Annotated in this window: 10 protein-coding genes; 5 read left to right on the top strand and 5 right to left on the bottom strand. The window is 50.9% G+C overall.

From position 1 onward, the window contains the following. Positions 1–122 precede the first annotated feature (122 nt). Positions 123–590: a GNAT family N-acetyltransferase gene (locus tag CW305_RS16455; RefSeq protein ID WP_023447018.1), complete on the bottom strand. Its 468-nt coding sequence runs from the start codon at positions 588–590 to the stop codon at positions 123–125. Between the two features lie 85 nt (positions 591–675). Beyond that, positions 676–1,797 carry a hypothetical protein gene (locus tag CW305_RS16450; protein WP_104098425.1) on the bottom strand — a complete coding sequence of 374 codons (1,122 nt, stop codon included), beginning with the start codon at positions 1,795–1,797 and terminating at the stop codon, positions 676–678. Between the two features lie 26 nt (positions 1,798–1,823). Between CW305_RS16450 and CW305_RS23270 the strand changes: the two genes are divergently transcribed. Further along, on the top strand, positions 1,824–2,243 hold the full coding sequence (locus CW305_RS23270) for an ASCH domain-containing protein (protein WP_146067162.1): 420 nt from the start codon (positions 1,824–1,826) through the stop codon (positions 2,241–2,243). Beyond that, a complete protein-coding gene (locus tag CW305_RS16445; RefSeq protein WP_104098424.1) occupies positions 2,244–2,786 on the top strand; it encodes an AAA family ATPase in 543 nt (180 codons plus the stop codon). A 652-nt stretch (positions 2,787–3,438) separates the two neighbouring features. On the opposite strand, the gene CW305_RS16440 is transcribed toward CW305_RS16445, so the two are convergent. The 3 genes from CW305_RS16440 to CW305_RS16430 form a co-directional block, all read right to left on the bottom strand. Next, positions 3,439–3,807: a hypothetical protein gene (locus CW305_RS16440; RefSeq protein ID WP_104098423.1), complete on the bottom strand. Its 369-nt coding sequence runs from the start codon at positions 3,805–3,807 to the stop codon at positions 3,439–3,441. Positions 3,808–6,000: 2,193 nt separating this feature from the next. After that, on the bottom strand, positions 6,001–6,354 hold the full coding sequence (locus tag CW305_RS23265; RefSeq protein ID WP_128709940.1) for a hypothetical protein: 354 nt from the start codon (positions 6,352–6,354) through the stop codon (positions 6,001–6,003). A gap of 61 nt (positions 6,355–6,415) precedes the next feature. Continuing rightward, the gene (locus CW305_RS16430; RefSeq protein ID WP_023445429.1) at positions 6,416–7,837 is read right to left on the bottom strand and encodes a tyrosine-type recombinase/integrase; all 1,422 of its coding nucleotides are present in this window, start codon (positions 7,835–7,837) and stop codon (positions 6,416–6,418) included. Positions 7,838–8,184: 347 nt separating this feature from the next. Here CW305_RS16430 and CW305_RS16425 point away from each other — a divergent pair, with 347 nt between their 5' ends. From CW305_RS16425 to CW305_RS16415, 3 genes are all read left to right on the top strand, one after another. After that, positions 8,185–9,498 carry a tyrosine-type recombinase/integrase gene (locus CW305_RS16425; protein ID WP_095460803.1) on the top strand — a complete coding sequence of 438 codons (1,314 nt, stop codon included), beginning with the start codon at positions 8,185–8,187 and terminating at the stop codon, positions 9,496–9,498. Positions 9,499–9,617: 119 nt separating this feature from the next. Beyond that, a complete protein-coding gene (locus CW305_RS16420; RefSeq protein WP_049341227.1) occupies positions 9,618–9,839 on the top strand; it encodes a helix-turn-helix transcriptional regulator in 222 nt (73 codons plus the stop codon). After that, complete coding sequence (locus CW305_RS16415) at positions 9,836–11,344, top strand: YfjI family protein (RefSeq protein WP_049341229.1); 1,509 nt, start codon at positions 9,836–9,838, stop codon at positions 11,342–11,344. The genes CW305_RS16420 and CW305_RS16415 overlap by 4 nt, the downstream gene beginning before the upstream one ends. The last annotated feature ends 24 nt before the right edge of the window (positions 11,345–11,368 follow it).

Raw genomic sequence — 11,368 nt, 5'->3', positions numbered from 1 at the left:
GCGGGTCTGCTTGCGCTTGCCTGCGTACTCGGCGTCGGCGAAGGTCATCTGCTTCATGGGAAAACTCGGCGAGGTGAAGTCGGGGGATTTTGCCAAATCAGGAAGTCTTTTTCAGACCTTCCCTAAATTGAATAAAAGCTCTCGAAAACTCCAGAACGATATACACCTTCGATCTTACGATCTAGATTGAACTTAAAGCTTTTCAGAACACGAGACAGTTCAACCTCTCGCTCTTCCGACACAGATATCAATACATTTCGACTACAAAGAAGCGAAAGAGACCTATCCATAAGCTCATGGCCGATGCTCAAGCCACGATATTCCGGCATAATATAAAAAGTACAAATTTTATGCTCTACACTGCTAAACTTCAGTAAAGACAGTCCTGCAATTTTATTACCGTCGTATGCAACCAATATATCTCGCGAGCCACTTAGAAACTCCGGCTTAAACTTGAAGTAGAGCCATTCTTTAAATCCAGGGTAAAGATGAGAAACTGCTGAAAGATGGCTTGCAATGAACATGAAGTCAACGTTCATTGCGCTAAGATAATCATAGCGTATGACCGGCCTCACCATAGTTGCAATCATTTCTCTCTCCACTACAATAAAAATAGTCTTCCAAACATTATTTTAACATTTCTTCTACTTTTTGCAAGAACTTTATAAAGGCGAATTATCTTTGGGAATGTACATCATGTAAGTAAATTACCTGATCAACTGCTGCCGCCCCAGCATTTTTAACAAAGTTAAAGAGCGCATTACCTATAGCACCAGAAACCGCACCTATTGCAAGTGCAAAAAGCAAGAAGAGGCACAGATTTTTATAGGTAACTGTGATCTTGCTAAATTTGGCGAACGCAGTAAATTTCTCTATGGAAGCCTGTGTTTTTCCTGGTGATTCCTTGTCAACCTTACCGGGCTCTTTCCAGTGATAAATAAGCATCTGTTTGGGAGCCATCTTATCTTTAGGCTCCAAGCTTAAATATTCATTCCAGAGCTCTTTTTCTAAAAGCCTGCATCTATGGAAATTTGCGTGGGCCTGCTTATATTCCGAATCGACCTCACGTATCAGGAAAAAATGAATATTTTTGATTCCCGCACCAATAAGGTTTTTAGATTGCACAATGCCAGGCAGATCTCGAACCTCGTTCAGCCTGAAGTCGACAATCTCCGTTGACTCCAACCGACTTAGTATAAAGCTATCACTATGTTTATAACTTTGAGACAACACCTTCGTCTCTTGCGCGCCCAGCTTGATTCGGAATCGAATATAACCAGGTAGCGCTTGATCGTGGCTCGTCTGCTCAAGAGCGGGTGAATCTGTTTTCTTTGTTACTCTGAAAAGTGCCAGCGGAAACAAAAGCGTGGACCCTTCATCCGTATCTACTATCCTCACCCCTCCATTTTCGGGACTGCAGGATATCTGGGTAAACACTCTGAGGATGTCTTTTTCTTTCCTATTATTTTCAAACTCGATGTCAACTGACGTATTAGAACTGTTACACGTTGACTTATGCCTAGCATTGAATATCGTTTGAATCAGGTCAGTCCTAGAGCATACCAACTCCCCCAGACCCGGGTGATAGTTATCCTTAGTTATCTTGAATGGAAAATAAACATTAATAGCCCCATCCTGATCGCTAGCACCATCTAGCCCGAAAAACTTCACGCCAATGTCTAGATAACTAAGCTCATCATCAGTATTTTGATGCAACAACCAGTAATTAACATGCAAATCAATTTCATGGCTATCGGTGTTGATTCCTTCGAGCCAAAACGCTAGGCTTTTAGCCATAAAATTTCCTTAGAACCTAGAGCATCATGCGAGAAATCATAATTAGCATCAAGCCGCAATATAGCTCAATGATTTTTAGTGGAGCTAAAACTGTAGAGCTTCGAAAAAAAATCGGGGTGCTTTTTGAGCCCGAGCGAAGAATATACATCTATTCCAGCTCTCCGGTAAAGATGCTAGCAGGTGAAGCAACAATCGCGAGCATTCACGTTGGCGCTCCATCTGATATAGCCCAGACAGCCTTTGAGAAAGGTTGTATTTCTAAAGATAATTTCAATAATTACTTCTCGGGACATACTGAGGCTTTCGTCATCCATTTATGCAATGTTATCGAATACGAAAAAAAAGTGCCTTTGGCTAGCCTTAGAGCAGCGGGCATAACCCCTCCTCAGTCTTACTGTTATGCATCGCAAGATATAATCCTGGACCTAGTTAAGGGAAACCTTTAAATGCACATTGCGTTATTTGGGATAGCTGGCGCAGGAAAATCTACATTAACTCAAGAGCTAGTTTCAACCAACCCACAATACGTCGGCCTATCAGCATCGACGCTATTAAAAAAAGCAGGCCGCCCTGTTGAGATATTTGAAATTGAAAGAAAAAGCTTATTAGCCAACCAGCAACACTTAATTAGAGCTTACGCATCACTAAAAAGCAGCAATAAGAACACCATCGTCGAGTTCCACGCCGTAATCGAAACCAACGATGCGGAATTCTGGGTCCCCATTGAAATCCTGAAGCAGCTCGAACCAGATTTGATTTTTTTTATTATCGCAAACCCCATTGACGTTTATTACAGGCGCATTCAAGAAAAATCAAATAAAAATCGCAGAATAATTTCTGAAATTGAAATCTCAGAACTTCAATCTATGGCATTGCTTCATGTGACCAAAGCATACAGCAAAGACAAAATCACTATCACTAGCAATTCCAATGCATTTAGAGTAATTAGCGAAGTCATAAATAAAGACAGGCATTCAGAAAATGACTGAACTATCCAACTTACCAGATATTGACCGGGCAGGCGTCTGCTTCATCGCCTGCAGTTAAAAATAAGCCAGACAACCATCGGTCAATAGCGAATTTATCCTTTACATTGGCGAGACAACCGACCAGCCCCCGGCCGACCGTCTACGTCAGTTCAACACTTCAGCATTTAGTGAGCGGCCCGGCCTTTTGGGGGAAGCACATTTAGGCAGACCCACCTTAAACCACCCCGCTCGAAGCTTTATGGGTATCTGCATGCCCAGTAGATATGGGCGAGCCGTATACTGCTGCCTATATCAAACACCTTGAGCGAAAGCTGATCTGGGAATTCGTCTGTACTTGAGGCCGCTATCCCCTCTGTAGTCGATGTTAGAGCCTCTCTAGCAGACTAGATTCCCCAGCGAAGCAAGCGTTCTGCTCCTGATGACCAGCTCACGGCACGGCCGCATTGCCCTGTCTCTGGTTTCGCAGCGCTGTAGCAGTTATCAAGCTGCTCCAAGTGGAACCCTCGAACACGCCACGGATGTCGCAGATCTACCCCCGTAACGAGCCACGATAGCGCTTGATGCGTTTTGAGGCTTTGAGCACCCTGGCATAGCCACAATTCACCTGAAAAGCTCACAGCGACGTTCTGGCGCCTTCTCATGGAGATAGCTCTCAGCCACAGACAGGGACCTGCAACCTCTGCTGCTCAAACGTGATGCGATTCATAAGGCAATGCTCAACCGGATAGCCATGGATGTGCCGCTCGGGCGGTTGAGCCGAGCCCACGAAATAGCAAGTACCCAGCTTGAACCTCAGCCCGCCTGAGGAGTACTTCTTGCTCAACAGGCAAGCCTCATTTTGCTGGATGGCGTAGCCGCAAATATCACCCCAGCGGAAACTCACTCCGCCGCATTCAATGCCAACGTCTATGACTTGCAGGATTTCCTGTATCTGGAGGCCGCCAATCGCAAGCGCGAAAAATCTCCCGTTCGGAAGAATCGGGGGAAAGAACCGTCCTGGGCCAATTTCTCGAAAATTCATCTAGCTCTCGCTTCTGACGCGTCCAGGACGATCAGCCAATACCGTTACGCCTGAACCTCGACGGCTGCGAACAGGCCCCATCAGGCCACCACAACGGCACGGTGAATCATTCAGTTCGCGCACTCGCTTCACCAACATCCGCTACGCGACACAAATCCCCAACTTTTTGCGAAAATCTCATCTCGTAATAGATTTATACGGAATGAGGTCCACTTTTTTTTCGTTGTTTAGAACGGTCGAGTATTAGAACGCGAAGCTTAGAACAGGGCTCAAACCCTCATGGGTTCTGGGTTCTGCCCGTTCTAAGCTTCGCGAAAAGCAGGTCCGCGTTCTAAGCTTCGCGCCGCCCGTTCTAAACAACCCGTTCTAACACTCGCCGGGACGCTTAGAACGGGGTTCAAACCCGCATGATTGCTGGGTTCTGCCGTTCTAAGCTTCGCGAAAAACAGGTCTACGTTCTAAGCTTCGCGCCGCCCGTTCTAAACAACCCGTTCTAACACTCGTTGGGAAGCTTAGAACGGGCTTAAACCCGCATGGTTGCTGGGTGCTGCCGTTCTAAGCTTCGCACCGCTCGTTCTAAACAACCCGTCCTAACACTCGCCGGGAAGCTTAGAACGGGGCTCAAACCCGCATGGTTGCTGGGTTCTGCGTTCTAAGCTTCGCGAAAAACAGGTCTGCGTTCTAAGCTTCGCGCCGCCCGCTCTAAACCACCCGTTCTAACACTTGCCGCGATGCATGGAACCGTCTCAAACCCCCATCGCCAATCATCGCGCTCACACGAAGCCGACGATGTCGCCCCAGCGAAAACTCACACCCCCACCTATCAACCCAGCGTCGGTAACCTCAAAAATCTCCTGGACCGCGCTCGCTCGAAGCGCCTGGGCAAAGAATCTGCCATTCGGAAGAATCGTGGCCAGGACTCGCCGGGCCGCATCTCTTTGACTTCCAGGTATCCCCCACCTGGCGAGCGCCCAGACCGCCATCATCGCCGCGTACCGACACCCACGAGCACGCCCGGGAGACAGAGCCGCGATCCCAAACTGCCCAATTCGTCCCAGGCATCGCCAACAACCGCTACGCAACACAGATACCCACACACCTCTCATTCCATCCACTCGTAATAGATTTATACGGCATGAGCCCCTGATTTTCATCGTAGGTGGAAAGTGAAAATGACACGTTTCACGAGGGTGGAAAGTCGCTGGAGGCCCCGCCGTAGCTGGCTTTAACAGTTTCCACACTCGCCGAAACAGGCGCTCACTTTCCACCCTCAGCAATGAATGTGGAAAGTCCGGCTTTCCACTGTGGAAAGTCAGAGTGGAAAGTCGCTGTAAGCCGCGTCGTTGCTCGCTTTCATAGTTTCCAGCCACGTAGAAACTGGTGCTCTCTTTCCACCCTCGGCGATGAATGTGGAAAGTGAGGCTTTCCGCTGTGGAAATTGAGAGTGGAAAGTCGCTGTAAGCCGCGTCGTTGCTGGCTTTCGTAGTTTCCCGCCACGTAGAAACTAGTGCTTTCTTTCCACCCTCGGCGATGAATGTGGAAAGTGAGGCTTTCCACTGTGGAAATTGAGAGCGGAAAGTCGCTGTGAGCCGCGTCGTTGCTGGCTTTCATAGTTTCCAACTCCGTAGAAACTGGTGCTCACTATCCACCCTCGCCCCCGAGCGGTGAAAGTCAGTCCTTTCCACAGTGGAAAGAGAAGTGGAAAGTAGCGTTTTCTACGGTGGAAATTGAAGGTAGCAGTGGCTGCCGTTGCGGGGCTGTTGCCGGTTCGCGTCCACTGCGGCAACAACACCTGTTCTGTTTTTTAGTGGATGGCTTCTGTTGTCGTTAGACATCCGCTATGGCAACGCGGCTATTTTCCACCGCATGGGGTGTTTTGTCGTCGGAATGGCCGCTTCGCTGACCTCAGAGTGGACATGAGGTGGTAGCTAGGGTTTTCCGTATCCGGGGCTAACGTGCGGACATCGAACAACCGAAAAGGATCGAAGCATGGAAACGACTTCAACCTTGCTAAAGGCAATTGCCGTTGTGCTTTTTTGCGTAACGGTCGCGGCTCTAGTTGGCTTGCGGTTGGCGCGATATTTAGACAACAAGCGCCTGTCGTCCCGCCCTAGAAAGAGGAGGGAGTAACTGGCAGCGAAGCCCCACTCCGACCACGCGAAAAAAAGGGCGCCAAACGTCCTTGGCTGGGTATCAGTTTACGAACCAGCGGCCAAATTTATAGGTCGCCACGACCGACCCGATCACGCCAATCCACTGCACGATCGCTGACCCACCCATATAGCTAGCCAACTCATTGGAAGCACCGAAGAGCAAGGTAAACATGATCAGGGTCAGCGGAATACTCAGCACCTTCATCAGAACGCTGCCACGCAGTGGGCTTGGCTCTACTACTACATCCCAATGTTCTGATAAGCAGAAGGGACAGCAGCTGGAGATTGGCTTTCCCCCGCCAATTCGCCATCCCCAGCCACCGGCAATGCTTCGGCTAAATATTACTCTTGGAACCATCATCCGCTTGCAGCGGTTACACAAAACGCGGGACATAGGCGGGTCTCCTTTTACTTGATGGAGAAATGCTATCAAGCACTGAACCGAACCCAAGTCCCTATGCGGGGTTATCCAACATTGCGTCTAGATAGGCTGCCCATTTGCCTAGGTCCTCGCGCTTTTCTTTCAGATAGCTGTAACGGTCATAGTGCTTTGCTTGAACTCCGCTCCGGCCATGAGAAAGCAGCCATGCCCTTCGCTGCTCATCAACACCAAGCATCGCCAAATGAGTCTCGATGGTCGCTCGCATCGTGCGCCAAGTGAAGGTGCGAGTCAGGCCCTGTGCCGACAACACAGAGCCAAGCTCGGAAAAAATCTTCTGCACTGTATGCGCGGATACTTTCCGCACACCGTCAAGCGAAAACGGACCCGCGCCAGTCCGAGGCGTCAGTAACGGCGCTAGTACCTCTTCGACCCTTCCAGATATGGGCAAAAGATGATCCCTAGGAGGCGTTCCTTTGCCTCCCTTGTAATCGACCAAGCGGAGAACCGTGCCGTGCTCAGGATCTTCTGACAGGTCAGCCCAAGTTGCGCGCAATAACATCTGCACACGTTGCCCTGCCAGATAAATCATCGCGTTAGCTATTGGCTGACGGCGCCCTGGCAGCGCAGCGACAGCACGAAGCACTTGTCTCAGTTCGTCGCCGTTCAACGCCTCCGTGTTTGCACGCTCCGCACCCTCAATCGTAGGGAGATCCGCAACTGGGTTGTATCTGAGCCCGAATAGGACCGCATCGCCTGCTCTCAAGGGATTCAGATCGTGCTTCAAGCCAAACGAAAACGCAGCACGCAAATAAGCCCGAAGACGATTAGCGGCGGTTAGCTTGCCATTCGTTGCGCTCGCCTGTGTTTTTCGTCGCCCACGCCCTTTGGATGCGGGCTTCCGGTTAATGCAATGGCGCAGGATCTGCGAAATATCTTCTGCCTGGATCTCTTTCGCCTTGGTGCCGGCTAGATCCGGGAATGCATTGATTACATCAAGCTCTAGGGCACGCATTACTCCTCGGGCGCTTGTCTTCCCACGTCGCTCCATGTCCGCTACGTAAGCCAGCAAAAGCTGCTCAAAAGATCCTTGGCGAGCGGCTTGGCTTTCGATCCGTTGCTGCTCGGCCTTCAACCGTCGAACATGATTTTCGTACGTTTCGAGTGTCTGGAAATCACGAGCAGCCGCAGCAACGCGTTCTGCCTCCTGGCGCCAGTACGCTAAGCCTCTAATCTGACCACCAGCGGAGAGCGTTCCAAACTGGCCGAGTTTCTTGCGCTCTTGCCTGCCACCCCGGCGTACCGCTAAGTAAACCTCAATGTCCCCGCTGGGGCGCCGCTCCAGAAGCATCGAACCGGACCCGCGCGCACCGAGCTGTTCGGAGACGGTACGTGTAGGAGTGGCCACCCCATCCTTTAAGATCACACCCGTAGTTGCCCATCTTTTTGTCTGAGCATCGGTTAGTTTGTGCCCCACGAAAGCGCGCTCCTGTTCCATTCAGGTCAACACTTTGCTCAACACTTCGATGCAAATCAATGAAATTATCGGAACGTTCCCGAAAGGCAAAATCATCCTAACTTATTGATTTATATAGAATGTGAAACTTCATGAAAACCCCTGAAATTTCAAAATCAAGGACTTGTAATCAGTAGGTCCCGGGTTCGACTCCTGGTGCCGGCACCATCTAAATGCTTTCCCATGGCTCCTTATGGTCTGAAAGCGACATCAAACCCCGCCCCGTGCGGGGTTTGTCGTTTCTGGATGCACCTGGGTGCATTTGTATGTTTTGCGGTATTGGGTATACGTGTCGGTATATTTTGAATTCGACAGGAACACGTATACCCATGGCACGCTTGGTCACTCCTCTCACCGACGCCAAATGTGAGGCCGCCAGGGCTCGCGAATCTGACTACACACTCTTCGATGGTCAGGGCCTGCACCTCCTAGTGAAGAAGAATGGCAAGAAAGTCTGGCGGTTCAAATACTCACGGCCAGACGGCAGAGCTGGCCTGGCGACCTTTGGGAGCTATCCAGCGCTCAGTCTGAAGGCGGCCCGCAGCCGTCGAGCCGAGGCCCGCGAACTATTGGCGCATGGCATCGATCCCATCGAAAATGCGAAGCAGTCGAAGGTCGAAGCAGACAGAGCTCGCCGAAACACGTTCGAGGCCGTCGCAAGGGACTGGCATGCGATCAGTGCGCGAAAATGGAAATCCGATCATGCGGACACCGTGCTGCGCCGGCTGGAGACTCATTTATTTCCACGCTTAGGATCGAGGCCAGTCGCGGAGCTTAAAACGCGCGATCTCCTTGAGCCTCTTCGCGAACTAGAACGAAAGGGCATCGTAGAGACAGCGAGCCGACTGGCCCAATACACGACTAGCGTCATGCGTTTGGCCGTGCAAACCGGACATATTGAGTCCAATCCAGCACTCGACCTAAGAGGGGCAATTGTCACAGGGAAAGCAGCCCACCGCCCTGCGCTCCACTTTGAGCGAATACCTGAACTACTGGAACGGCTGGACAGTTACCAAGGACGGTTTCTGACGCGAATTGCTGTGCATTTTTGTCTGCTTTCTTTCGTACGCTCCAGCGAGCTACGCCTGGCTCGTTGGTCTGAATTTGATCTGGACCGCGCAATATGGACGATACCTGGTAACCGCACTCTCATTGAAGGAGTGCGCCACTCTACTCGCGGGGCCAAAATGGGTACCTCGCACATAGTTCCGCTTAGCCGGCAGGCTGTGGAGCTGATGAGGCATGCGAACGAGCTAACCGGCGGTTTCGAGTTGGTTTTTCCGGGCGATCACAGTTTCTGGCGTCCCCTGAGCGAAAACACTGTCAACGCCGCCCTACGCCGGATGGGGTACGACACCAAAACAGAATTGTGCGCTCACGGATTTCGAGCGATGGCCTGCTCAGCGCTCGTCGAATCCGGCCTGTGGACCAAGGATGCCGTTGAGCGCCAAATGGGCCATGAAGAACGGAACCGTGTGCGAGGCGCCTATATTCACCTGGCCAAGCACGTCCAAGAACGCCGCTTGATGGTGCAATGGTGGGCGGACTATCTAGATAAGTGCAGGTCGTGTTATCTCAGCCCCTATGAGTTCGCACATCCTGAACTCACGTCGGCGAACATAGCTAACCTGCAGCAGTTGTAGGTATCGGCTGTCCTCAGGCAAAGCAAGCCGTCAAATTACGGCTCTGCTGTAATTAGAGAAGCCAGGTGCGCTTGGTAGATGCAGAGAATAGAGGGCGTCAATCACAAGGACGCACTCAAATGCATTGCAACTCCAACCAAGGCCAGATGCTGATTCCTCAGGCCAAACTGTGCGAAATGCTAGGCAAGTCCCGGTCCGGTCTTGCCAAGCTCCGCAAAAATGATCCCTCGTTCCCAAAACCGCTCAAGTACGGAGCGAACCGCCAGGCTCGTTGCGCCTTTGTTGCTGAAGAGATTATCGACTGGTTGAAGAAAAAAACGAACGAGAGGGATAGCGTATGAATAGCCAGAACTTGCCCCCGCTCACAGCCCAGTTGCCGCCGAGCGTTTTGGCAGATTTTCTCGACCAGTCGAAAAAGCCAATGCGGCTCCCTACCGGTATTGCCCCCGTCCTTCCCTGGCGCGACGAGTTGATGCCGAACATGTTGAGGGAGTACGTGCGCGATGCTGCAGACCGCACTCAGTGCCCGCCCGACTTTGTGGCTGTTGCATTGATTGTCTCTATTAGTTCTGTTGTCGGGCGAAAGTTAACTATTCATCCAAAACAGGAAGACACCTGGGAAGTAGCAGTAAACCAGTGGGGTTGCCTTATAGGAAAACCCTCTACTATGAAGTCACCTGCGCTCAAACAAGCAATACGCCCGTTGAAAGAACTGGAAGCCGACGAGAGAGAAAAATACGGAAAATTCGTGGCGACACATAAAGCGACTAGCGAAATCTTGGAGCTAGAGCGCAAAGCTGCTAAGGACAGAGCAAAGAAGTTAATGGCAGCGGGAAGAAAAGAAGCCGCCATTGCCGCGCTTGCAGAGTTCGCTGAGGATATTCCAGCCCCCGTCCCCCGCCGCTTTATCGTCAACGACGCAACTGTTGAAAAACTGGGCGAGCTGTTAAATGAGAACCCTAACGGCTTAATGCTTGAACGAGACGAACTTGGTGGCTGGCTGTCGTTGATGCAGACCGAAGATGGCGCTTCCGCACGTGCATTCTATCTGGAGTGCTTTGATGGTACTAACTCCTACACATATGACCGAATAGGACGCGGAACAATCATAATTGAATCCTGCTGCCTCTCGTTGATTGGGTGCATCCAGCCATCACGCATCGCTCCTCTGGTACGAAGCGCCATAAGTGGAGAATTGGATGACGGCCTCGTGCAGCGACTACAGCTCGCTGTATGGCCAGATGATGAACGGAACTGGCAATTCGTCGACCGTAAACCAAACGAGGTAGCCCAGGAATGCGTGAGGAAGGTCATCAATGACCTCCACCAGTTGCCTGAAACTCCACGGCGAACATTTCGTTTTGACGAAGAAGCTCAGCAACATTTCAACGCCTGGTATATTGATCATATGCGAGCGATTCGTTCTAGCGAGATTCACTCATCCCTAGAATCGCACTTCTTGAAAATGCCGCAAACCATTGCCGGTTTAGCTCTACTGTTTGAATTGATTGATGGTGGTCGCGAGACTGTTAGGTTAGACGCTACTCTTCGCGCGATTGACTGGGCACCATACCTAAAATCGCATGCGAGCCGGCTTTATGGGTCGGTTATCAATGCACCGCTGATAGGTGCGCGGACTATTCTCGATCGTAAGGAAAAGCTTCCGGAGCCCTTCACACCACGAGAGATCAGGGGCAAGAAATGGGGCGGCTTAGATACCACCGAAGCAGTGAACGAGGCATTAGAAGTCTTAACCATGTTCAATCTCGTGGTTTCCTATGTTGTAGCTGACGAGAAAGGCGGGCGTCCTTCGAAAAAGTACGTCTGGCGGCGGAACTTACCCTAAGTGCTTATTGGTCCGAACTAAGTC

The sequence above is a fragment of the Stutzerimonas kunmingensis genome (assembly GCF_002929225.1).
GTDB lineage: Bacteria > Pseudomonadota > Gammaproteobacteria > Pseudomonadales > Pseudomonadaceae > Stutzerimonas.
Note: the sequence above shows the minus strand (reverse complement) of the source record. Positions and strands in the feature narration are given on the sequence as shown.

Coding starts and splice junctions, on each gene's coding strand:
- CW305_RS16455 (WP_023447018.1), bottom strand. CDS start 590: ATGATTGCAACTATGGTGAGGCCGGTCATACGCTATGATTATCTTAGC.
- CW305_RS16430 (WP_023445429.1), bottom strand. CDS start 7,837: ATGGAACAGGAGCGCGCTTTCGTGGGGCACAAACTAACCGATGCTCAG.
- CW305_RS16440 (WP_104098423.1), bottom strand. CDS start 3,807: ATGAATTTTCGAGAAATTGGCCCAGGACGGTTCTTTCCCCCGATTCTT.
- CW305_RS16445 (WP_104098424.1), top strand. CDS start 2,244: ATGCACATTGCGTTATTTGGGATAGCTGGCGCAGGAAAATCTACATTA.
- CW305_RS16450 (WP_104098425.1), bottom strand. CDS start 1,797: ATGGCTAAAAGCCTAGCGTTTTGGCTCGAAGGAATCAACACCGATAGC.
- CW305_RS16420 (WP_049341227.1), top strand. CDS start 9,618: ATGCATTGCAACTCCAACCAAGGCCAGATGCTGATTCCTCAGGCCAAA.
- CW305_RS23265 (WP_128709940.1), bottom strand. CDS start 6,354: ATGTCCCGCGTTTTGTGTAACCGCTGCAAGCGGATGATGGTTCCAAGA.
- CW305_RS16425 (WP_095460803.1), top strand. CDS start 8,185: ATGGCACGCTTGGTCACTCCTCTCACCGACGCCAAATGTGAGGCCGCC.
- CW305_RS23270 (WP_146067162.1), top strand. CDS start 1,824: ATGCGAGAAATCATAATTAGCATCAAGCCGCAATATAGCTCAATGATT.
- CW305_RS16415 (WP_049341229.1), top strand. CDS start 9,836: ATGAATAGCCAGAACTTGCCCCCGCTCACAGCCCAGTTGCCGCCGAGC.